This window comes from Clostridium sp. K04 (assembly GCF_019734375.1).
In the GTDB taxonomy this organism is placed as follows: Bacteria; Bacillota; Clostridia; order Clostridiales; family Clostridiaceae; genus Clostridium; species Clostridium saudiense.
The window spans coordinates 71940-97096 of sequence record NZ_JAASHD010000006.1 but is presented as its reverse complement, the minus strand read 5'-3'; the positions used below and the strand labels follow the sequence as shown (position 1 = coordinate 97096).

Here is a 25157-nt window from a genome sequence, read left to right as displayed (position 1 = left end):
AAAGCTTCAGCTTCATTAACTATTTTTTACTTTGTGGATAACCGCACTTGAAAAACATTAAGTTTTTCAGTGCCCTCCCTATAAAATGGTGTGCATTTTTTATTAAGATTCTAATAAATTATCAAACTCTCTACTTACATTCCAAGTATGATAGTTATTTCCTTCTTTAGTGTGATTTTCTATAAAATCTTCTAAATTAACTTCAACCTCAGTAAATTCATCCAATTCAATCTTAACAGTATCATCTTCAGTAAATTCGATACTAGTAATTTCTCCTTGTTCTATTTCTTCACTACCATAGTGAAATATTACTCCTAATTCTACTAATGTATCATAGCTTTCCATTAATTTTTCAACTTTATCTTTTGTCATGTTCTTCTCCTTATACTATTACTTTCAAGAATATTATATTAAAAATTGTACCTTTTTCAAGCTCACTTTTTACATTTATACTTCCACCATGAGCTTCCATTATCTTTTTACTTAGTGATAATCCAATTCCTATACTCTTAGGATTTATAGAATTTTTTCCTTTATAAAACCTCTTGAATATATTTTTAAGTTCACATTCATCTATACCTTCACCATTATCGCCTATTGTAATACTAATAGACATAGGTGTTTCTTCAAGAATAATTTTAATTTCCCCATCAATACTAGTATGCTCTATAGCATTTTTTATTATATTACTTAAGCCTTCAGCAATCCACTTTTTATCATGAAAATAATATCCTTCACTATTAAGCGCTAACTCTATACTTTGATTTTTATCATTAGCACTTACTTTTAACGGTGCTACAGCATACTTTATACTTTCACTAAGTGGTATCATTTCTTTATTATAACTTACTGCATTACTTTCTATTCTTACATAGTGAAGTAGATTTATTTTTCTACTTCACTTTTTACTATTTATACTTAATAGCTTTATAAATATAAAATCCAATGCTACCAAATAAGATAAATAAAGATATAGGCAAAAATATTATTGATAAATTTTTACCACTACTCATTGCTGTTGATATACTCATTTGAATATAAAAGAAAATTGCTATTGTTTCTACATTTAGTACCCTAATAAAAGTACTTGCCATTAAATATTGCTTTTCTTTATTTCTTGGATTTATTTCAACCGGATAATTATATACCTGTGGAAACTTAGATAAAATTGCTATTCCTATATAACTCATTAATGCTATAGGCAACAAAATAAATATTGTATTTTTAGAACCATAAGCATCAACTTCCCCCTTAAAATTGTAATGAGTTGGTATTATATCTGGTGCCTTTCCCCAGTATATAAAAGTCATAATTACTAATGCTACAGCTAAAATTAATCCTATAATATCAAGACATTTATTAATCTTCTTATATTTATCCTTTATATCATATTTTCTCATTATTAATCTACTCTCTCCTCCAATACCCATTCTTTATCTTGTATTTGCATTATAATAACCAATTACCATTTCACATAATATATATTAGTAATATATCGTTAATTCATCAAATTAAAAATCAGCTTTTAATATCTTATCTCCTAATTATTTTAATAATATATTTAATTATTTATTACTACTTAAATGGTACAATATAACACTAGCATTCCTCAACCCTTTCCATATTACAAAGCCCCTAAATATTTCAAATTATTTACTATTTAAATTTAATGATATAAAATATCTTTGTGGTTATTTTTGGAATTTTATTAAAGGAGGTTATATCTTTGATAGGAGTTATTGATGTAGGTGGTGGACTTAGAGGAATATATGGCGCAGGAGTTTTTGATTTTTGCCTAGATAATAATATTAATTTTGATTATGGAATAGGTGTTTCTGCTGGAAGTGCTAATATTGCATCATTTTTAGGAAAACAAAATGGACGAAACTTAAAGTTTTACTCTGAATACATTTTTAGAAAAGAATATATGAGCTTTCACAACCTTTTTAGGAATGGTTCTTATATTGATTTAGATTATGTTTATAGTGGACTTTCAAATTCTAATTGTGAAAACCCCCTTAATTATGATGGAATTATAAAATCAAATAGTATTTTTAAAATTGTAGCTACTAATTCATTAACCGGAGATACTATTTATTTTGATAAAAGTTCATTATCTAAGGATGACTATGATGTTTTTAAAGCTTCTTGTTGTATACCTATTGTTTGTAAGCCCTACACTATTGATGGTATTAATTATTTTGATGGTGGCCTTTCAGACCCTCTTCCTATAAAAAAAGCTATTAATGATGGATGTGATAAAATAGTACTTATACTTACTAAGCCTGTTGGCTTTGATGAACCTGATAAAACTGATAGAATATTAGCAAAATTACTTAATAAAACTTATCCACTTGCTTCTCAAAAACTTCTTAATAGACATAAAAAATATAACGAGGGTATTGAAATAGCATTAAAATATCAATCTCAAAACAAAGCTTTAATAATAGCTCCTGCTGATTGCTGTGGTGTAAATACATTAACTAAAAAAGCAGAAAATTTACTACAACTTTATAATAAAGGTTATAAAGATTCCGAATCACTATTAAGCTTCATCAAATCTGATTCTCAAGCAATTGTTTAACTAAAAAAAGTGTTGTTCACTTTTTTCAGTTAGTAGTTAAGGAATAAATTCAGCTAACTGAATTCTAAAAATATATAACCAAAAAAAACTACTAGCAATTTGATCCTTAACTACTAACTAAATTTATGCATAATTTATATAATGTCTGCAGTAGTGAATCTTATTACTTTTGAAAGCTCAGAAAGAGACATTTCTACTTGATATCCAATTTTTCCAGCACTAAATATAATCGTGTCATAATCTTCAGCTGAAATATCTATAACAGTTTTAAAAAACTTTTTCATTCCAATTGGTGAGCATCCACCATGAATATATCCTGTTAAAGATAATAAATCTTTTGATTTTAACATATCTATAGATTTTTCACCAACTATCTTTGCTGCTTTTTTTAAATTTAACTCTTTTTCAACTGGTATTACGAATACATAATTATTCTTACTTTTACCAACAGTAACTAATGTTTTAAACACACGCTTTGGATTTTGGCTCAATGCTGATGCAACTTCACTCCCACTTACGGCTCCTGTTCCAACATAACTGTGTGTTTCATGTTTAATTTTTTTCTGTTCTAAAATTCTCATTACATTTGTTTTTTCATCCATGATATCATCCTCTTATTAATTCATTAATATAAAAATTATAACATAATCTAACACCACATTTAACATTCTCTGTTTATTTAAAGAAAAACTCACTATTACCTCTCACCCATAAAGGTAAGTTAATTTAGATTAATTAAAATTTACTTATAGTATACTAATCTTGAATTAACAAAATATAAACTAAAAAAAGCTGTAGTTTAAAACTACAGCTTATAATAATCTAAAATTATCTTCTACTTTGTTCTTTTTTAGCTCTTCTGCAAGCAATACATCTTACAGGTTCGTTATCGAATCCTTTTTCTTTGTAGAATTCTTGTTCTCCTACTGTAAATACGAATTCAGCTCCGCAATCTCTGCATACAAGTGTCTTATCTGTCATAATTATTCCTCCTAAAATTAAAAGATTTTAAATCGATAATATAATCCCTAATTTACGAGAAACTACCTATCCAAATGAAACCTATTTTTTTGTTAGCATTTTTGCTACTCATTTAGTATAACATACTATTTATTATATTACAAACTTTTTATTTATTTTTAATATAATTTATAAATCCTTTACTTATATCTTTCAAAATAATGTATAACTAATTTATAACTTAACTCTTGGAATTATGTATTCTTCAATCTTAAATTCCTTATTTATATACTTATTAACAAACCAACAAGTTAAATCATAGGAGCATCTATGTAATAATAACGCTGATTCAGTATTATCTCCAGTATTTATAGAGGCTATATTAATTATTCTTCTTATTTTATTAAATATTTCTAGTCCATTTTTATCTATATTCGTTTTACTATCTAACTCTTTTAATCTATCATTCTGATTCATTCCCATAAGCAATCCTAAACTTTCAAGCTTAGCTACCTCTTGCGATAAATTTTCTGAAAATATTTTTGCCTTTGATATTGATATATTGGCATCCTCAAATAATGACTTTTCCATAGCTACTATATAATTATTTAAATATCTATAATCTTTATTTAATTCTTTATACACTTTATTTTCCGTAATTGTCCCCACCTTTTCTAAAATTATTTTAAACTAAAACCTTTTTAGTAATTACTACCTTTACTCATTTTTATATAATATATAAAAAGTGTTATAGTTCATGTATACTACAACACCTTTTCACTTTTATTTATTATTTTTGATATACCTTTTTTCTCTATGATTTCCTGTCTTCTTTCTATTTACTTTACTATTTCCTTTATTACTTCTATTACTTGAATTATTATTTCCCCTGTGTTCTACGTTAACTATTGGTTTAATTATTTCATATTCCTCTTCTGCTAACACCGGAATAGATTTTCCTATAAGCTTTTCAATATTTCTAAACATCCCCTTTTCTTCTTCATCACAGAATGTTATAGCAATCCCTGAAGATCCTGCTCTTCCTGTTCTCCCAATTCTATGCACATAAGTTTCAGCTACATCTGGCAAATCATAATTTATAACATGAGATAATTCATCAATATCTATACCTCTAGCTGCAATATCAGTAGCAACTAATACTCTTATATTTCCTTCTTTAAAATTATTTAATGCCAACTGTCTTTGATTTTGAGATTTATTTCCATGAATAGCTGCAGCTGTTATTCCAGCTTTTTCAAGATCTTTTGCTATTTTATTTGCTCCATGTTTAGTTCTTGAAAATACTATTACAGATTTTATACTTTCATCCTTTAATAAATGTGTAAGTAATGACTTTTTATTCTTTTTAGGTACATGATATACACCTTGTGAAATAATTTCAACAGTTGAAGAAACTGGCTGAACCTCCACTTTTACAGGATTATTCAAAATAGAATTTACAAGTTTCATTACTTCCTTTGGCATAGTAGCTGAAAATAATAGATTTTGTCTTTCCTTCGGAAGTCTTGATATTATTTTCTTTACATCATGAATCATTCCCATATCAAGCATTCTATCTGCTTCATCAAGAACAAAATATTTTACATTTTTTAAATCAACATGTTTTTGATTTGCTAAATCTAAAAGTCTCCCTGGAGTTGCAACTAATATATCTATACCAGCTTTTATCTTTCTAACCTGAGAACTTTGATTTACTCCACCAAATATAACTGTATCTTTTATATCTAAATACTTAGAATACTCAGCAAAACTTTCTTCTATTTGAATAGCTAACTCTCTTGTAGGTGCTACAATTAAAGCTTTTATATTTCTATCATTATTTTTTTCCTTATCAGCAACTATATTTTGTAATATTGGAATTGCAAAAGCAGCAGTCTTACCAGTTCCTGTTTGTGCACATCCTAAAATATCTTTTCCTTTTAATACTACAGGAATTGAATTCTCTTGTATTTCAGTAGGCTTTTCATATCCCGCCTCTTCCACTGCTCTTAAAATTGGTTTTATTATATCTAAATCTTTAAATAACATATTTTCTCCTTTGTAGTTAAAATAAAAAAAGAAACGCAAATAAATGCTAAATCACTAACATAGCATCTATATAGCGTTTCTCTTTATTAAGTATATATCATTTTTCAATTAATAGCATTAACTTTTTAATACTATATATACCCATATTTCTATAATATTTCCTTAATAATAAAAACTTCTCATTTCATATTTACCAATATCTTATTAATTTAGTTGCTCAATTTTATAATATCCATTCTTAATAGGCAACCAATACTTTGATCCACTTGAAAACAAAATTACTTTTTTATTACTATTTTAGTTTTATAAAATATAAAAAGACTATTTTAAATTATAATATGAAACTATAGTTTTATAATATTAATTTTAAAATAGTCTTTATAACTCATAATTTTATGCTATTATCGATTCATTACTTTCATTTTGAGCACTATTACTTTTTCGCTTATTTATAATATAATCAACAATTATTGCTATAGCTCCATCGCCTGTTACATTAGTTGCTGTACCAAAACTATCTTGAGCTGCATGCAATGCAATCATAATTGGTTTCTCCACTGCCCCAAATCCAAGCATTGATTCTAAAAGTCCAAGTGCTGCCATAACGCCACCCCCTGGTACTCCTGGAGCTGCTATCATTGTAACACCTAACATAAATATAAACGGCATTATCATACCAAAAGTAGGTGTTTGACCATTCATATACATAACTGCCATAGAAGTAAGAACTAAAGTAATAGTGTCCCCTGCTAAATGTATTGTTGCTCCTAGAGGTACAACGAAATCTAAAACTTCTTCACTAATATTATTTTTCTTAACACATTCTAGTGTTACTGGTATAGTAGCTGCCGAAGATTGAGTTCCTACAGCAGTCATGTATGCTGGTATCATGTTTTTTATTAATTTAAATGGATTTTCTTTCTTAATAGCTCCTGCAATACAGTATTGTATAAGTATATAAGCTAATTGTAATGAAAATAATAAAATATATACTATTCCAAAAGACTTTAATGTATTAAAAATCTCTCCACTATAGCTTAACTTTGCAAAAACACATCCAATATATATAGGTACTAATGGAATTAAAACATTAGTTACTATCATTAAAACTATTTTATTAAATTCATCTACTACTTTTAACATAGCACTGTTCTTTATTTTAGATAATCCTATTCCCAATATAAAAGCTAATGTCAATGCAGACATAACTCCCATAATTGCTGGAATTTCAATTGTAAAATAAGGTTCAATAGTTTGTCCTTCTTCACTCAATGCTATACTTCCACTTATTAATTTAGGTAAAATTCCTGCTCCAATTAAATATGCAGCAAACCCAGCTAATAATGTAGATAAATAAGCAACTATTGTAGTTATAAGAAGACCTTTTCCAGATTTACTTCCTAATGAAGCTATTCCTGGAACTATAAAACCTACTATTATCAGTGGAATTATGAAAGATAAAAAATTTCCGAATAACCCACTAAAGGTTGCTAGTATTTTTACTGGAAATTGAATATTATTAGCCCCACATAATAATCCAATACTAATTCCTAATACTAGACATATAAATATTTTTGTAATTAAAGATAGTTTCTTCATTGAACTTGCCCCCTTTATTTGTCCTCCAACAAAACACACTTGTCTTTCATTAATACTCACTATACCCTATTATTTACATAATGTCAAATTTTATTTTTAAAAAAAATCTATAATTTTGTGAGTACATTCAAAATTATAGATTAACTTTCTCCAACTTTTTAAGTATATGATTTAAAAAAATATCATTTTTATAGCAAAAATAATTAGTGTTATCCCTCCAAAAAAATCTGCATACTTAGAAACAAATTCTATCTTTCTAATATATCTACATAAATAAAATGCAAATGTACATAATACTAGTGTTATAAATCCAATAATTGAGCAATCACCTATTACCCTTATTATATTACTTATGTAACTAAATCCAGTAAATCCAACTACAAATGCATCAATACTTACAGATATCCCCAATATTAATACTATACCTTTTTTTAATAATAAACTTTCATCTTTCTCCTCATTATCAAATCCATCTTTTATCATTAGTATCCCTACAACAGCTATGGCTATTCCCCCTACGACTTTAGGAATTGTAGTAATATAAGTTTCAAATAGATGTCCACAAACTCCGCCTAAAAAAAAGAATAAAAATTGAAAAAAAGCAAAGGAAATAATAAAGCCTATTTTATTTATTCTTTTTATAGCTGAATTAACTCCTATACTTATACTTACTCCTACAGCATCCATAGCCAATGCTACACCTACTATAATTAAATCCTTGAAATTCATCCCATCCTCCATTTTACAGTATTTGTATAATTTTATTATATATTTTCTCTACCTATGATTCATATTGTAAATTTTATTTTTTTATCTTTTAATTTACTCTTTTTTGTTGTATAGTATATATTGTATTCGCTAATTAACGAAATAGTATATCACATTAATTCTTAAGTATTAGATATTAATGTATATTTACATAAAACTATAAATTTTTAATTTTAATAAAAGGAGCGTATTTTAATGGCTAATTGTATCATAGCACAATCAGGAGGACCAACATCAGTAATTAATTCTAGCGTTGTTGGATTATTAGAGGCAAATAATACTTTAGGAACTTTTAACAAAGTCTTTGCAGGTTTAAATGGAATAGAGGGTATCTTAAACGGTAATATAATTGAACTTTCTTCATTTTCACAAGAAGAAATAAATAATTTTAGATATACACCTTCATCTGGTTTAGGTTCTTGCAGATATAAAATGAAAAAACTAGAAGAATCTACTGAAGAATATGACAAATTATTAGAAATATTAAAAGCTAATGATATTAAAGCCTTCTTTTATGTTGGCGGAAATGATTCTATGGATACTACTGCAAAATTAAGCGCCTATGCTAAAAAAACTGGAATAGATATTAAATTTATAGGTATTCCTAAAACAATAGATAATGATTTAATGTATACTGATCACACACCTGGTTTTGGTAGTGCAGCAAAATTTATAGCTACTTCTGTACTTGAAACTTACTTAGATTCATCAGTGTATATAAACAATGGAATATTCATATTAGAAACTATGGGACGTGACACTGGTTGGTTAGCTTCTGCTGCAGCATTAGCTCAATTAAATGGAAAGCAAGTTGCTGATTTCATATATTTACCTGAAACTGCATTTGATATTGATAAATTTTTAATAGATGTAAAAAATAAATTTGAAGAACAAAATCAAGTTTATATAGTAGTTTCTGAAGGAATAAGAACTGCTGAAGGTAAGTTTGTTGCTGAAGCTCACGCACAAGCTCATGATAAATTCGGACATGCACAATTAGGTGGCGTTGGTAATTATCTTAAAAACTTAATAATTTCTTCTGGTATAACTAGCAGAGTAAAATCTTTAGAACTTGGAGTTCTACAAAGATGTGCAATGCATTGTGCCTCTAATATCGACATAGAAGAGGCTTATGAAGTTGGATATGAAGCATTAAGACAAGCTTCTCTTGGAAAATGTGGGTATATGATAGGTATAAAACGCGAAAGCAATACTCCTTACAAATCATCATACTTCTTAATAGAAGCTGATAAGGTTGCAAATAATGTTAAATATTTCCCAACTGAATGGATAAATGAAGAAGGAAATAATTTAAAAGCTGAAGTTCTTGAATACTTATCTCCTTTAGTTTCTTCAGTTCCATCAGTTATTTCATCACTTCCAATGCCAGTATTTAAGGTATTTAACAAATAACTTAAGGTTAATCAATGGTTATAAGTTAGTAGTTAGTAGTCTTAGGTATAAATTTAGCTAAGATGGTTTTAAAACATATTATCCAAGAAGCTCGCTCTAGAGTTTCTTCCCTAACTACTAACTACCAACTCAAAACTATTTAGCATACCTCCTACATAAATACTCTATAGTTTCTAAAAATATATTTGCTTCCTTTTTGGTATTATATATTCCCAAACTTACTCTAACTAATCCCGGTACTCCATTTTTACTAATATAATTTTGAAGTTCATTATCTGCTATTCCTAATACTCTTCTTGTATATGGATGTGAACAAAATCCTCCTTGCCTTACTCCAATACCCCTAACTTCTGAAAGTTTTTCTCCAACCTCTTCATAGCTCATTCCATCAATAGTAAATACTAAAATTCCTAATCTATCATTAATATTTTCATTATCAGCATATAATCTCACTCTACTTAAATCTTTAAGTCCATCAATTATATATTTTAATAATTCCTTTTCATTTTTCTCTATAGTATCAAATCCTATCCTCTCAACTTCTTTCATAGCTTCCATAATAGCTACAGCCCCAAAAAGATTAGGTGTTCCTGCTTCATTTTTTTCAGGAGTATTTAACCATATTTCTCTATCATCTAATACAAGATCTACAGTACCACCACCTTTTGAATCTGGTGGGTTCATATTGAAACTTTCCTTTAATCCAATAATTGCACCACTTCCAAATGGAGCATATATTTTATGTCCAGAAAAAACTAAAAAATCTATATTTTCTGAACTATCTTCTTGGCACATAGATACCCTTTTATGAGGAACTAATTGTGCCCCATCAACTATGATTTTACCTCCATATTTATGAATTAATTTGGCTATTCTTTTTATATCATTTATATATCCAGTAACATTTGAAGCTCCTGTTATTGTTATATATTTTATACGTTCCCTATACTTATCCACTAACTCTTCTATATCATTAATATTTATTCTTCCATCTTCACGTACTTCTACATACTTTAAATTACACTTACCTCTCCAAGGTAAATCATTTGAATGATGTTCCATTCTTGTTGTAATTACAATGTCATCTTTGCTATTGATTAATATATTAGATAGCATATTTAATCCATCAGTAGTATTTGCAACAAAAATTGCTGTATAGATATCCTCTGGCGCATTAAAATACTTCAAAAGATAATTTCTACTCTCTTCATATAAATCACTACAATATAATGATTTTTGTCCATCACCCCTTTCAATTGACCCATAATATTCACTTGTTTCTAAAATTTTTTTCATAACTCTTTTAAAAGGCGGTGTAGTCGCTGCATTATCAAAGTTTATAGGAATAATCCTTCCCTTACCTTCTACATTAACCTTTTTATCCAACCCTACAAATAGTTTTCTTAAATCATCTTTATTATCCTTATGCATAACAATTCCCTCCAATACAATATATTCCTTGTTACATCGATTGTTACATCCACTTTCTTGGCACCCTTATTTGTAATATCTCCTTTATAATACTCATATTCTATAAAGTAACATATGTGTTTAAAATACATATATTATTAATAAATTTATTATTTGGAGGGGAATAATGAGTTCAAAAAAAAATAATAAAGACAATGATGATTTAAATTTTATACCTTTAAATATTGATTCTACACTTTCACCAGATGGTTCAAAGTTTCCATTGCTTCTTAATTTTGATGAAATATCACTTTCAGGAATGTACGGTGGAATGTCATTAGGTTTTTCAAATCTTAATGCCACTCCTATTCCATTAGACTTAGTTGGATCAACAACTTCTGTAATTGCACCACTTACACCTTATCCTAAAAATATACCTACTATAAATGATGATAATACCCCTTATACACCTAAAACAAAACAACCTAATAATAATAATAATAATAATAATGCTAAAAACCAAAACAATAATTCTAACTATCTAGAATATCCAGCGGAATCAGATGATGATTTTCTTCATTCATACAATGAACCATCACTTAACGAAAGATACTTAGATAATCCTGTTAATGCTGTCGATATATTAAGGAATTTCGATCTTTCTTTAGATTATATTTCAACAGATTCTCGTAAAAACAATTGTACTGAAGAAGATGTGAATAAAATTTTTGATATAATTGAAAGTGATCATTCTGGAATATTAGCTACTATGAAAGCCTATAGGGTTCCTTATCCAATAGCAAAGCTATTAATTAAAAAGATTATTAAAATTTCTTTAGACAATTATAATAAGTAGGTGAGTTTTATGGAACAATTTAATAAATCTCTACCTAGAGTAAATACTAATATAAGAATTCTTCATGCTAATCCAACTACATCTAATATAGATGTTTATATAAATGGTTCACTCTTAGCAAGTAATGTTGGATTTGGAAAAATTTCTAAGTATTTTACTATAACACCTGGAGAGTATAACTTTCAACTTTATCTAACAGGCACTTATGATAAACCTATACTTTCTCAAGATATTCAGTTAATTGCCAATGCAAATTATACTATTTCATTAGTTACATTATCTAATAATTTGTTTTTATTTAGGTTAAAAGATGATAATGTTCCCGTAACAAAATCTCAGGCATATTTAAGATTCATAAATCTTTCACACAATTCACCATTATTAACTTTATCATTACCTAATAATTTCATCTTATTTAATGAAGCTGAATATTTAGAAACTACTAGTTACTATCAACTTTCTCCTGGAATATATAATTTTGAAGTATTATTTGCATCTTCAGATGTTACAGCAAAATATATAAAAAATATAACTTTAGTCGGTGGAAAATTTTATACAATCTATATACTTGGAGTATTTAACGGAAAACCAGTTATAGGTTACTTGCTCACTGAAGATTTAATTTAAAAAAAGGAGTTGTTTTTTAAACATCTCCTTTTTTAGATTTGATAAGGTTTTAGTATAATAGTATAATTAAAAGGTATAATTTAAATTGAGGTATTATATCAAAAGCTTATTATAGTCTCAAGTTTAAAGTTTTAAGTTTAAGAATAAATTCAGCTTAACTGAATTTTTAAAAAGTGATACTAAAGTTTTATGTTTGACTTAGCACTTATAACTTTCTAAACTTCACAGTTAAATTTTGATACAGCCTCATATTACTTATAAGACTTCACTATATTACGGAGGAAATTATGATAATACTAAGTTGTAAAGATATATGTAAAAGCTATGGAGTAAGGGATGTTCTTAAAGATATTACCTTCTCAATTAATGAAGGCGATAAAGTTGGAATCATTGGTGCCAATGGTGAGGGAAAATCTACCCTTTTTAAGATAATAACAAAAGAAATATCTCAAGATTCTGGTGAAGTTTTTATAGACAAAAATAAAACACTAGGTTATTTATCTCAAAATTTATCACTTGACTCTGATAAAAATATTTACGAAGAAGCTATTTCAGTTTTTGAAGAAATATTAAATATTGAATCGAGACTTTCATCATTAGAAATAAAAATGAGTGAGCCCTATGATGATAAAAATGCAGCATATCATGAAAAGCTTATTAAAGATTATACTACTCTTCAAGATTTATATTCACATAAAGGTGGTTATGTCTATAAAGGTGAAATTTCAAGAGTATTAAAAGGTCTTGGCTTTACTGAAGATGATTTTTATAAACCAATAATTACATTAAGTGGTGGACAAAAAACAAGAGTTGCATTATGTAAATTGTTATTACGTAAACCTGATATAATATTACTTGATGAGCCTACTAATCACTTAGACTTAGAAGCTATAAGTTGGTTAGAAGACTATATGAAAAATTATAAGGGAACAGTTTTAGTGATATCACATGATAGATTTTTCTTAGATTCTGTTACTACACATACTTATGAAGTAATAAGTGGTAAAATAGAATGTTATAATGTTCCTTATACTAAATTTATAGATTTAAGAAAAAAGAATTATGAAGCTAAACTAAAGGCTTATAATTTACAGCAAGCTGAAATTAAAAGACAAGAAGCCATAATTGAAAAGTTCCGTTCATTTAACCGTGAAAAAAGTATAAGAGCTGCTGAAAGTAGAGAAAAAGCTCTAGATAAAATGGAAAAAATTGAAGCTCCTGCTCATGAAAAAGAAGCCTCTAAAATTAAATTTGAAGCTTCAGTAAAAAGTGGATATGATGTTTTACATATAGAAAATATGGCAAAATCTTATGGTGAAAAAACTTTATTTTCAAATTTAAATTTAGACTTAAAACGTGGAGAAAAAGTAGCATTAATTGGTGAAAATGGCCGTGGTAAAACTACTTTATTTAAAATAATAATGGATACTGTAGAGTCTGATACTGGAGTAAAAGTATTAGGTACTAATGTTAATGTTGGCTACTATGATCAAGAACAATCTGATTTAAATTTAGATAAAACAATTATTGATGAAGTTTGGGATGAATTCCCTAACTTAACAACATCAAAACTTAGAAGCTATTTAGCCTCATTCCTTTTTACTGGTGATGATGTATTTAAAGTAATAAAAACTCTTAGCGGTGGAGAAAAATGTAGAATTAATTTGTTGAAGCTAATGCTCTCTAAATCTAATCTTTTACTATTAGATGAACCTACAAATCACCTTGATATTATGTCAAGAGAGGCTTTAGAAGATGCAATTTTAGAATATGATGGCACATTAATGGTAATATCTCATGATAGATACTTCTTAAATAAAGTAATTGGACGTATACTTGAATTAAAAGAAGATGGAGTAACTGAATACTTAGGAAATTATAGCTATTACCAAGAGAAAAAGCTTAATCCTAGTAGATTTGAAAGTTATGAAGAATTAGCTAATGGAAAAACTAAAACTCAACTTAAAGACGAAAAGAAAAAGAAACGTGAAGCTGAAAAAGAAGCTAAAGCTATGCAACTTAAAATTAAAAATCTAGAAAAAACTATCTCTGAAAAAGAAGATGAATTAACTCAATTGCAAGAACAACTTTGTCTTGAATCAATATATTCTAATCCATCTGAAAGCCAAAGAGTTAATAACGAAATTAAAGAATTAGAAGAAACTATTGCTAATCTTTATGAAGAGTGGGAATCACTAGCTTAAACTTATCTTATTAATAAATGCTTTTAAATATTTAATAAAAAATAAAAATAAGAAATTAGGAATTTTTATCTTAATTTCTTATTTTTATTGTGTTATATACCTTCTTTTATAAAACTCACAAAAAAGGTAGTGTATCTTTTAAAAATACACTACCCTTTTTATTAAGCTGCTTCTACAATACTTTCTGAAGTTTTTTCCTTAACTAAGTTATTAAATATAAATTTTCTTATCATATCCACTGGAATTATTGTGAATGCCATAGCTATTATAACAAGCCAATGTCCTGATGTGATTGGTGTACAACTAAAGAAGTCACCACCAACAATAGTTAATATAACTTGAACTACCACTATAATTCCCATCACCTTTAAAAAGCTTATATTTTCTTTAATATGTTCAAATATATTTACTGTATTACTTCTTACATTGAATCCATTAAATACTGCACAAAGTACAAACATTGAAAAATACGCTGTCATATGCTCTTCTGTATTTGAAAACATATTTACAAAGAATGGAGTCTTTAAGAATATAAAACTTAAGATTGTTACCCAAGCACCAGCAAATAGAATTTGATTCATCATAGTACTAGAAACTATACTTTGAGTTCTTGATTTAGGTTTTTCTAACATATACTTTTTAAGTGCTGGTTCAGAACCTAAAGCTAAAGCACCAAGCCCATCCATAACTAAATTAATCCATAGTATATGTGTAATCTTAAGTGGCTCTTCAATACCAAAGAATGGAGCTATAGCACAAACAGCAACTGCACCTACATTTATTGTTAATTGGAATTTAATAAATTTTAAGATATTATTATAAATCGTTCTACCATAAAGTATAGCATTTTCAATTGATTTAAAATTATCATCTAAAATTACTATTGCACCAGCTTCTTTTGCTACATCTGTACCGCTACCCATTGCAAAACCAACATCTGCTCTCTTTAATGCAGGAGCATCATTTACACCATCGCCTGTCATACCACATACAAGGTTTAATTCTTGAGCTAATCTTACCATCCTTGATTTATCTGTTGGTAATGCTCTAGCAATAACTCTTAAATTAGGTATAATAGATTTAACTTCATCATCAGACATCTTGTTTAATTCTTCTGATGTTAATGCAACATCAGATTTAGATTTTAATAATCCAGCTTCTTTTGCTATAGCAACTGCAGTTTCTTTTCTATCACCAGTTATCATTACAACTTGAATACCTGCATTTTGAACTTCTTCTATAGCTTGTTTAGCTTCTGGTCTTACATCATCTCTAATACCGACAAAACCAACTATAACTAAATCTTCTGGTAATGTATCATCAACTAATTCACTTTCGCTATAAGCAAAAGATAATACTCTCATTGCTCTTACAGCTAGTCCATCAATTTTTTCGTTAATTTTATCTTTATTTATAGCTACAACATTTCCATTTTCATCTATCATTTTAGTAGCTTTAGCAAGTAATCTTTCTGGAGCACCTTTGTATACAGTTTTTCCATCTAACTGACTTGCAGAATATTTATTAGCAGAATTAAATCCTTGAGATTTTTCTACTGTAATATTAGTTAATTTATTCATTTCTTCTTGAGTTAAAAAATTTAATAATGCTTTATCTGTAGCATTACCACCAATAACTTTACCTTCAGCGTCAAACATTGCACCTGTATTTTTACCAATACAAAGTTTCATCATTTCTTTTACCATAGAACCCTCTTTGTAACTATCTTTTAAGTTACCATCAAAGAATTCTACTACTTCTAATTGCCCTTTAGTAATTGTACCTGTCTTATCTGAAAATAAAATATTTAAAGAACCTGCTGTCTCTATTCCTATTGGTTTTCTAACAAGTACGTTGTTTTGTAACATCTTAGATGTATTTCTCATAAGAACAATAGCAATCATAAGAGGTAATCCTTCTGGAACAGCCATAACAACTATAACAACCGCAAGCATAATAGCTTCTAATACATCCTTAAATACCATTACACCACCACTGGCAAAATAATCAGAAAATCCACCTGCAACAATTACCTTATGACCTAATAATGCTAAAGCTATAACAACTGAACCTATATAACCAAACATTGAAATTTGTGATGCAAGCTTAGAAAGCTTAACTTTTAATGGACTATCTACTTCATCATCAGCCATATCTTCTGCCATTGCACCCATCATAGTTTTCATACCAACTTTAGTAACTTCCATTATACCTTCACCATTGAATACAACTGCACCTCTAAATAAAGAATGCGCATCAACAAAAGTATCACCAGTTACATCTGCAGTCATTGCAGCTTCTTTATAAGCCTTAGAATCATTAACTGCAAACTTTTTACACTCTTCTGCCTCACCATTAAGAGCTGAATTATCAACCCTTAAATCACCTTGATAAAGATATCCATCCGCTGGAATTTTATCACCACTTTGAAGAATTACCATATCCCCAACAACTAAATCATCAATTTCAATTTCTACTATTTTTCCATCTCTATGTACCTTACATACATCTTTCTTAGTAGAATCTTTTAACTTTCTATACTCATTATCACTTGCCATTTCAGTTTTTGCAGAAATTCCAGTAACAAGTAATACGGAAACAGCTATCCCAATAAGTTCTCCAAACTCTGCATATCCCATAAATGCCATAATAGCCATAATTGCTGCAATTGCAAGTAATAGCTTTATCATTGGATCATCAAATGCACCCTTAAACTTGTCCCAAAACGTTTCTGGTTTAGCTTCATGAATTATATTATCTCCATGGAGCTTTCTACTTTCCTCTACTTGACCTTTATTAAGTCCTTTAATCATTACTTCCTCTCCCTAATATAAATTTACATATTTTTTATAAAATATAGTATATCTACTATATTATCACTTATTATTACATATTAAAAACATTATTAATATATATCTAAAAATATACACGCAAAAGCATCTTTATCTTTTGCATGTATTTCCTTCATTACTGATATAAAGCTAATACTCCATTTAAATCTGCTATTTTACCTTCTCCTACTGCTTTAAATTGCCATTCTGAACCACTTCTATAAAGCTCCGCAAAAATTACTGATGTTGCAGTAGAACCATTTTCTTTCAAATTAAATCTACAAATTTCTTTTTCATTTTGATCTAAATCTATTAATCTCACATATGAATTATTTATCATTCCAAATGTTTGTCTCTTAGCCATAGCTTCATGTATAGTAACAACAAATACAATCTTAGCTATATTAGGATTAATATTTTCTAAATCTATGTTTATAGTTTCATCATCACCTTCACCAGCACCAGTTCTATTATCCCCTGCTAATGAAATTCCTTGCCCTTCTTTATTATTAAAGAATATAACATTTGATACTGTATTGAATTTATTATTTGAATCTAATAAAAAAGCAGCTATATCTAAATCAAAATCAAACCCATTATTTGATATATCCCAACCAGCACCAAGTTTTACTCTTTTTAATCCTGGATTTCTCTTTGTTAAATCTAAAATATCATTTTTATTTAAATTTAAAATTCCTCCTGTTTGAGAAGTACTATTTGAATTTCCTGTTAAATTTCCAAATCCTGAACCTAAATTAATTCCCATTTCTTACACCTCTATTTGTACATATTTGCTAAAGAAGAAACCGTTGCATGTAGTAGTTCTCCTCTTGCTTTAAATTGCCAGCTTCCATTTTTTCTTTCTAACTCTGCAAAAAGTAAAGCGGTATTATCTCCACCATCTTCGGATAGATTGTATCTACAAATTTCTTTATTTCCACTATCTTCATTTAATAATCTAATATAAGCATTTTTCACCTTAGAAAAGCTTTGCTTTCTTGCTACTGCATCATAAATATTAAGAGCAAAAATCACTTTACTACAATTACCTGGTAGCTTATCTAAATTAACTGATATCTTTTCATCATCTCCATCACCTGCGCCTGTTCTATTGTCACCATGTAAATATATACCTTGACCATTTAAATTTCCAAAGTAAATTACTCCTCTATTTATAAGTTTATCATTTTCGTTTAATAATATAGCAATTAAATCTAAATCATAATCAGCACCTAATTTGAAGAAACCTTTTTTAGCAACATCCCATCCCGCTGCTAACATCACATTCTTTAATCCTGGCTCTGTTTTTGTTAAGTCTAAGACATCATTCTTTTTTAAATTCAAAACTCCTACCATATCTTTCCTCCTATAAATTATTTATTTAACCCCTACACGGCATATTTAGTTAATAGTTGCAGTTGAAACTACCATAGTAGTTTCTAATAATTTATATTTTTTAAAGTCTGCTAAAGCAGACTTTATTCATTAACTAATAACTACATATAAAGTCCTAAAATTCCATTTAAATCAGCAATTTTACCTTCTCCAATAGCTTTAAATTGCCATTCACCACTTTGTTTGTACAACTCTGCAAAAATTACAGAAGTAACAGTTGATCCATTTTCTTTTAAATTAAATCTACAAACTTCTCTTTCATTATGTTCTTCATCTAAAATTCTTACATATGAATTTTCAACCATTCCAAAAGTTTGTCTTTTAGATTGTGCTTCGTGAATTGTAACAACAAAAACTATTTTTTGAACATGTGGCGAAATAGCTTCTAAATCTATTCTGATTCTTTCATCGTCGCCCTCACCTGCACCAGTTCTGTTATCACCTTCTAAGTAAATTCCTTGCCCCTGCATATTATTAAAGAATATAACATCATCTGGAATATTTTGTACTTTGCCATTTGCATTTAATAAAAATGCTGCTATATCTAAATCAAAGTCTTGCCCTATTGTTGCAACATCCCAACCAGCACCTAATATTACCTTTTTAAGCCCTGGATTCTTCTTAGTCAGATTTAACACATCATTCTTTTTTAAATTTAAGGCATTAACATTGTTATTACTTGAACCTGAGTAAATATTATTCATCATTGAACCTAAATTAATTCCCATTTTTATACCCCCTTAGGATTTAAGTATTATTTATAATTATCTTATGTGATAAATTATACCATTTAACAAAATGCTTTTCAACTCTTTTTACAGTATCAAATAAAATTTTTTAATTCATTTTTTATTTTTTATTAATATTTAATTTAAAGCTGGCATTATGCCAGCTTTATATCTTAATTATTTATTTTTCATCCTATTATAAAATTAACTTTGTGCTATATTTTTCTTCATGCTATGTTTAATTCTTTCAAGTTTAGCTGAGTTCTCAATTCTTTGAATTCTATTAGACTCTTGAATTGCTTTTGTATCTTCAATTCCTTTCATTATAGTTTCAAATGATTTTTCTAATGTAGATATAGCAACAGAACTTCCTGAAGCCATTTTAGCAATTTCCACAGACTGTCTAGCGGTATTTTGAGAATTTCTCATAATAAGCTCATTTGTCTTATCATCCAATTGTTTTATTGATTTAGCTTGTATTTCTTGTCTTTTTAAAATAACTGCTTGAGCTAAACATTGTTTAAATATAGGCAATGTAACTATAAATGAAGAATTAATTTTTCTCATTAAATTAAAGTTAGACATTTGAATACTTTGAATCATTGGTGCTGCTTGAATGGCAACATTTTCTGCAATTTGAAGATCATAAACACGTTGTGATAGCATCTCTTTACTTATTTCAAGTTTTTGTGTTAACATCTGTTTTTCTTCTTGATTAATATCATTATTAATAGAAATTTGTGAAATATATAAATCTATTTCTTCTAATGCTAATTCACCTGCAACAATATACTTTTCAAGCAATTGATAGTAATGAAGATTAGCATCATATAATTTTTTTAAATTAGCATTTGATTCTCGTATGTCATTTTCATATTTTTTTAATAAAAGATACACCTTTTCAACTTCATACCCCATAGTATCATATTTTTGAAATAACTTTGCCACACTATTACCTACACCTTTCATAAGTTTAGATAACATTGATTGTTTTTCTGTACCTTCTAATTCTTTGACATCAAATTTATCCATTATTTTGGTTAAGTTTACTAACATTTCACTAACTTCTTCTGATTTTACTGCCTTCATTGAACTTAATAATTCATCTGATACCTTAGAAATATTTTCACTTGCTTTTTGCCCAAACATTACTATAGAATTTGGATTTTGAATTTCAACTTCTCCTGTTAACTTCTGAACCTCTTCCATGTTTCTTAATCTTTGTTTATACTCTGAAATTGTAGCCATATCAAATTCTTGATTTTGTATTTGCATACTTTCTTGAGGATTCATATATCCATATTGATTTTGATACCCCATTTCTATGTTTATTTGCTCACCTGATTGCCCTTGGTAATTCATCTGTGCATTTTGATATGCATTATAATTATTATTATTTTGAAAATCACTATTTATTCCATTAAATGATTGTCCCATATTATCATTATTATAATTATTCATCACTATCACTCCCACCTTTATTTATTTTTTTAAAAACTTTGAAAAAATCCCCTGCTTCATACTAATTAACTCTTTATAGGTTGAATCATATTTCATTACTTCCAACCTAAAATCATTTAATACTGTTTCTTTTATTACATTATTAATGTTAAATAATCCAGATGGATTAAAAATCACTATATCTATGCCAATAGTATGTATATATCCTAAAAGTAGTTGCATCGATTCTGGTAAGACCTCTTCCTTTTCAAGATAAATAACTATCTTAGGAACAGCACCTGTAAAATCAAAATTATCTACTAATCTGACAATACTTTCATTTAAACCTAAAACTAATACAAGTAATCTTAATACTTCTTCTTTATTAAAACTTTTATTATATAACTCCTTACTAGTAATAGTTTCATTAAATTTTTTAAGCAAAAAATTTTGAACATCTTCACTATATTTAGAAAATTTATATATAGGAAGTTTTTTGATTGCTTCAATATCAAAAGTACCATCACTTAATTGACAAAACATAATCTGATACATATCATCTGTAAACTTTACGTCCTCTGAAAAATATATTCCATTAAACACTAAAGTATTAGATGATGAAGTGCAATATTTTACAAGCTTTTGATATTCAAACTCATCTTTATACATTCCATCTATTTTCTTAAAGAAGCATGGCACTCTAACTGTATCTCCTTCAACCTTAAATCCACTTCTTAATTTGCAAGGTTCATTCCAATAAATATATATATCCTCTAAAACAGTATCTAATAATACACTCTTAGTATAACCCTTTCTAAATTGCCATGGCTTAAAAACTCCTGTTCTAGAAAATAATTGTTCCTCTACTTCTCTTTGAATTTGCTTAGTAATTGTTTCAAAATTATCAATAGCTTTTCCTTTGCTAGCCCTTTCATTAAATGATTCTATACTCAAAATTCCCATACTTTTTATACATTCACTTAATCTATCTTCTTCTATCTCACTCCAAAATTCTTCTTTTAACGGATTGATATAAATAACATCATATCCCATTTTATAAAGCATAATTAGAAAATAAATTTCATGTCTTTCAATATTTCCATAATAAATACATTTAGGATTTATACTTGAATCATACTTTATATTCTTTGCATATGTATAAGTCCAAACAATTAACTTAGTTATAAAATTGTTTCTCACATTATCATTAAAGAAATTTTCTTTATTACATGCCATTGGAATAACATATTCTAATGCCTTCAAAAATTTTAAGTTAATTTCAAATTCCTCAAATATAGTAATTTCTTGAGAAGACATTTTATATACATCCATAAATGCAAGTTCATTAAATATATATTGAATTAACTCCATTTCTCCACTTAAAGGTATAGAACCATCAAATATAATACATTTATCTTCTTCTAAGCATTTATTTTGGATTGTCTTTATATAATTATCATAGTTAGAACTATCTTCTACACCTATAAATCTATAAAAATATGGCTTAAACTTATTGTATGTATCCTCTCGTTCGTAAATAGTTCTAAACATATACATTGTTATGTTTTTTAAATTTATAGCCATTTATCTTCCTCTTACTTTCTAAAAATTATACTTATATATAAATTTTACCTTATTTAATATCCATCTTTCAACACTTATCAACTTTATTTACCAATATTATTATTTTTTCACATTAACACTCTTAAATACATATTAATCTTTGTTTAATTATTTTTCTTCAATAAAAATATTATTGTACCTAATGCTATAAAAATACCATGAGCGTAATATTCCCATGGTATTTTTAATAATTTCATAACTTTTATAAGATTATAAAACTAAATTTTAACTAAAATCTCATTTATATCTTCACTTACTTTAAGCCTTTCACTATAAACCCAATCTACATCAAATTTTAAATTAAATATCTTAGAAAAAGAATAATACATATTAATCTTTTGATAATAAATTTCTAAGTCATCAAGGTTTCCTGTAAAACATTCTGGCTTTGTTATTTCTTTAGCCTTAGCAACAAAAACCTCCTCTACATACTCAAGGAATTTATTCATAAGTTCTTCACTAGCAACATCAAAAGGAACTTTTAATAAATCCCATTGATCCTCTTCCTTAAGCTTATATCTTTTAATTTTTTCTAATATCAATAAATATTCACTAATATCCATTTTTGTATAATAATCCAGCTTTTCTTCTCTAGTTTTCCATAAAACTAGCTTTTCATTTAATGGTAAGCTTTTTATAGTAAGTATTGCCTCTGATGGACCCACAACTGCTTCTTTAATTACTTCATCTTTTACTTCTAACTTTCTACTTAGAAAATTATGTGTATCTGAAACCCCTGCAACATATCCAACATCATATATACCTTTTCTACCTGCTCTACCTGCTACTTGCTTTACCTCCTGTGAAGTTAACTCTCTCATTTCTTCACCATCAAACTTTCTTATAGACATGAATACAACTCTTCTAATTGGAAGATTAACCCCCATTCCAATAGCATCAGTTGTAACTAGCACTTTATTTTCTTTATTTATAAATTGTTCATATTGCATCTTTCTAACTTCTGGTGGTAAATCACCGTAAATAATACTAGTCTTAATATTTTTATTTGAATAATCTTGAGCTATTTCTAAAACCCTCTTTTTAGAAAAAACTACAATAGCATCGCCTTCTTGAACATCATTATAACTAAAGTTTTTATTTTCAACTTCTAGTGGTATACTTCTATGATATTCTTTTATTTCATAATCATCTTCACAATCATCTAGAATTTTAATTAATAACTCCTTAGCATTCATTGCTCCACAAACATGAATTTCATTGCATCTAAGCCCTAATAATGCTCTAGTCCATGCTATACCCCTTTGAGAATCATTAATCATTTGTATTTCATCAATAACTGCAATATCATAATTTTGCTTTAAATTAACCTTCTCAATAGTACATGAAACATGTGTTGCATTTTCATTAATTATTTCTTCTTCTCCAGTCATTAAATCACAAACTACACCTTCACTATTTAACTTTTCATAATTTTCTAATGCTAATATCCTAAGTGGTGATAAATAAACACCTTTTTTAGCTGTTTTTAATCTTTCTACTGCATTATAAGTCTTTCCTGTATTGGTATCCCCCAGATGAACATAAATCTTTCTTTTCATTCTTCTTGTTACCATGTATTCATCCTTAGGATTATCTGGAAATGCCTCTTCAAAAGCTTCTCCAATCAGTTTTGGTATATGTCTTTTTGTAAGAACTGTCATAACACCTGAATTTAAAAAAGTATTATAGTTTCCCCTAACTACCTCATAAAAATCAAAATCAGTATTATTTTTTTTATTATAATCTTCAAGCATCCTCTTAGAAATATCTTCTAAAAGTTCTTCATATCTATCACATACATCTTGATAGTCCTTAAAGCCTTCATTCTCCATTTCTTTTAATAATCTAATCTTCTTTCTAATTGAAGTTTCTTGCTCTATTAACGCTCCTACTTTTGAATGATGCGCTATTTCCTCTATTTGATTAATTTGACTCTTTAACTTTTTAAACTCTCTTAGTGCTGCATTCTTTTTCATATAATTCCTCCGCTAACCTATTAGTTCTTTTACCCACATTATTGCTTTTCTAACATCTTCCTCTTTATTATTTTTAAGAGGCTCCATAAAATCAATTTCTCCTATAAACTTATTATTAGGAATTTCTTTTTTTATATTATTAAAAAATTTAGTTGCTCCTCCCCCACCATGACATGCAAATAATCCAATATTCTTTTTTTCAATTTTATTATTTTTTAAAAATGTATTAAGCGGTGGTGCATAAGTTCCTACCCATATAGGTGTTCCAATAAAAATATTATCATATTGATTAATATCTTTATCTAAATACAAAAGTTCTGGTTTTTCTTTAAAAATTACACTTTTTCCTCCTCAGAAATATTTTTTAAAACCTTTATCACTATACTTCTTTTTTGTTTTTAGTTCTAATACATCTGCATTTATAGCCTTTGCTATTGATTCTGCAATTAACCTTGTATTTCCTTCTAATGAATAAAACACAACTAAATTCCTCATGGAATAATCTCCTCTTTTTTATATTAATTAATATAACATTATTATAAATCACTTTACATTATTACCCAACAAAAAATTCCTATGTAAATTTAAATCATATTATTTTCACCAAATTGAAACACAATTGACAAATTTAAATATTATACTAAATACATAAAGTGAAACAAAAAAATTTCCCCTAATACAAAAAATTCCTAGA

General features: G+C 27.5%; 22 protein-coding genes and 1 pseudogene. 5 read left to right on the top strand and 18 right to left on the bottom strand.

All coding sequences use genetic code 11. The features are described 5' to 3' along the window. Positions 1-102: 102 nt before the first annotated feature. The 3 genes from HCG70_RS04320 to HCG70_RS04310 form a co-directional block, all read right to left on the bottom strand. Positions 103-372 (bottom strand): hypothetical protein, encoded by a 270-nt coding sequence (locus HCG70_RS04320; protein ID WP_042394368.1) that lies wholly within the window; start codon positions 370-372, stop codon positions 103-105. 10 nt (positions 373-382) lie between these two features. Beyond that, positions 383-832 carry a sensor histidine kinase KdpD gene (locus HCG70_RS04315; RefSeq protein ID WP_052330574.1) on the bottom strand — a complete coding sequence of 150 codons (450 nt, stop codon included), beginning with the start codon at positions 830-832 and terminating at the stop codon, positions 383-385. Positions 833-908: 76 nt separating this feature from the next. Next, a complete protein-coding gene (locus HCG70_RS04310; RefSeq protein WP_042394698.1) occupies positions 909-1400 on the bottom strand; it encodes a DUF1648 domain-containing protein in 492 nt (163 codons plus the stop codon). A 326-nt stretch (positions 1401-1726) separates the two neighbouring features. Between HCG70_RS04310 and HCG70_RS04305 the strand changes: the two genes are divergently transcribed. Next, positions 1727-2584, top strand: a complete 858-nt coding sequence (locus tag HCG70_RS04305) for a patatin family protein (RefSeq protein WP_221697506.1) — start codon at positions 1727-1729, stop codon at positions 2582-2584. Between the two features lie 134 nt (positions 2585-2718). On the opposite strand, the gene ybaK is transcribed toward HCG70_RS04305, so the two are convergent. The 6 genes from ybaK to HCG70_RS04275 all read right to left on the bottom strand — a co-directional run bounded on the left by ybaK (position 2719) and on the right by HCG70_RS04275 (position 7921). Beyond that, on the bottom strand, positions 2719-3186 hold the full coding sequence (gene ybaK / locus HCG70_RS04300) for a Cys-tRNA(Pro) deacylase (RefSeq protein ID WP_055274837.1): 468 nt from the start codon (positions 3184-3186) through the stop codon (positions 2719-2721). Between the two features lie 226 nt (positions 3187-3412). Further along, on the bottom strand, positions 3413-3565 hold the full coding sequence (locus tag HCG70_RS04295; protein ID WP_042394497.1) for a zinc-ribbon domain-containing protein: 153 nt from the start codon (positions 3563-3565) through the stop codon (positions 3413-3415). Between the two features lie 213 nt (positions 3566-3778). Then, the gene (locus HCG70_RS04290; RefSeq protein ID WP_042394500.1) at positions 3779-4189 is read right to left on the bottom strand and encodes a hypothetical protein; all 411 of its coding nucleotides are present in this window, start codon (positions 4187-4189) and stop codon (positions 3779-3781) included. A gap of 138 nt (positions 4190-4327) precedes the next feature. Next, positions 4328-5593 (bottom strand): DEAD/DEAH box helicase, encoded by a 1266-nt coding sequence (locus HCG70_RS04285; protein ID WP_221697505.1) that lies wholly within the window; start codon positions 5591-5593, stop codon positions 4328-4330. A gap of 393 nt (positions 5594-5986) precedes the next feature. Then, positions 5987-7192, bottom strand: coding sequence for a dicarboxylate/amino acid:cation symporter (locus tag HCG70_RS04280; RefSeq protein WP_042394505.1), 1206 nt, complete (start codon positions 7190-7192; stop codon positions 5987-5989). 171 nt (positions 7193-7363) lie between these two features. Beyond that, entirely contained in the window at positions 7364-7921 is a 558-nt protein-coding gene (locus HCG70_RS04275) for a manganese efflux pump (protein ID WP_042394507.1), read from the bottom strand. 234 nt (positions 7922-8155) lie between these two features. Here HCG70_RS04275 and HCG70_RS04270 point away from each other — a divergent pair, with 234 nt between their 5' ends. Continuing rightward, positions 8156-9373, top strand: a complete 1218-nt coding sequence (locus tag HCG70_RS04270) for a 6-phosphofructokinase (RefSeq protein WP_055274830.1) — start codon at positions 8156-8158, stop codon at positions 9371-9373. A 135-nt stretch (positions 9374-9508) separates the two neighbouring features. Here the strand turns inward: HCG70_RS04270 and HCG70_RS04265 are convergent, their stop codons facing one another. Then, complete coding sequence (locus HCG70_RS04265; protein WP_055274828.1) at positions 9509-10804, bottom strand: aminotransferase class V-fold PLP-dependent enzyme; 1296 nt, start codon at positions 10802-10804, stop codon at positions 9509-9511. Positions 10805-10970: 166 nt separating this feature from the next. On the opposite strand from HCG70_RS04265, the gene HCG70_RS04260 reads away from it, so the two are divergent. The 3 genes from HCG70_RS04260 to HCG70_RS04250 all read left to right on the top strand — a co-directional run bounded on the left by HCG70_RS04260 (position 10971) and on the right by HCG70_RS04250 (position 14470). Next, positions 10971-11639, top strand: a complete 669-nt coding sequence (locus HCG70_RS04260) for a hypothetical protein (protein ID WP_195952351.1) — start codon at positions 10971-10973, stop codon at positions 11637-11639. A gap of 9 nt (positions 11640-11648) precedes the next feature. Continuing rightward, positions 11649-12266, top strand: coding sequence for a DUF4397 domain-containing protein (locus HCG70_RS04255; RefSeq protein ID WP_042394513.1), 618 nt, complete (start codon positions 11649-11651; stop codon positions 12264-12266). A 287-nt stretch (positions 12267-12553) separates the two neighbouring features. Beyond that, a complete protein-coding gene (locus HCG70_RS04250) occupies positions 12554-14470 on the top strand; it encodes an ABC-F family ATP-binding cassette domain-containing protein (RefSeq protein WP_042394517.1) in 1917 nt (638 codons plus the stop codon). 161 nt (positions 14471-14631) lie between these two features. Here the strand turns inward: HCG70_RS04250 and HCG70_RS04245 are convergent, their stop codons facing one another. From HCG70_RS04245 to HCG70_RS04210, 8 genes and pseudogenes are all read right to left on the bottom strand, one after another. After that, a complete protein-coding gene (locus tag HCG70_RS04245; protein ID WP_042394520.1) occupies positions 14632-17283 on the bottom strand; it encodes a cation-translocating P-type ATPase in 2652 nt (883 codons plus the stop codon). A 154-nt stretch (positions 17284-17437) separates the two neighbouring features. After that, positions 17438-18067, bottom strand: a complete 630-nt coding sequence (locus HCG70_RS04240) for a TerD family protein (protein WP_052330578.1) — start codon at positions 18065-18067, stop codon at positions 17438-17440. Between the two features lie 11 nt (positions 18068-18078). Next, the gene (locus HCG70_RS04235) at positions 18079-18657 is read right to left on the bottom strand and encodes a TerD family protein (protein ID WP_042394523.1); all 579 of its coding nucleotides are present in this window, start codon (positions 18655-18657) and stop codon (positions 18079-18081) included. A 140-nt stretch (positions 18658-18797) separates the two neighbouring features. Further along, a complete protein-coding gene (locus HCG70_RS04230; RefSeq protein WP_070098839.1) occupies positions 18798-19400 on the bottom strand; it encodes a TerD family protein in 603 nt (200 codons plus the stop codon). 228 nt (positions 19401-19628) lie between these two features. Next, positions 19629-20885, bottom strand: a complete 1257-nt coding sequence (locus HCG70_RS04225) for a toxic anion resistance protein (protein ID WP_242833219.1) — start codon at positions 20883-20885, stop codon at positions 19629-19631. Positions 20886-20906: 21 nt separating this feature from the next. Beyond that, complete coding sequence (locus HCG70_RS04220) at positions 20907-22448, bottom strand: YceG family protein (RefSeq protein ID WP_055274819.1); 1542 nt, start codon at positions 22446-22448, stop codon at positions 20907-20909. A gap of 257 nt (positions 22449-22705) precedes the next feature. Continuing rightward, complete coding sequence (locus tag HCG70_RS04215) at positions 22706-24463, bottom strand: DEAD/DEAH box helicase (protein WP_055274817.1); 1758 nt, start codon at positions 24461-24463, stop codon at positions 22706-22708. A 12-nt stretch (positions 24464-24475) separates the two neighbouring features. Beyond that, positions 24476-24958, bottom strand: a pseudogene (locus HCG70_RS04210) (flavodoxin family protein). Positions 24959-25157 lie beyond the last annotated feature (199 nt).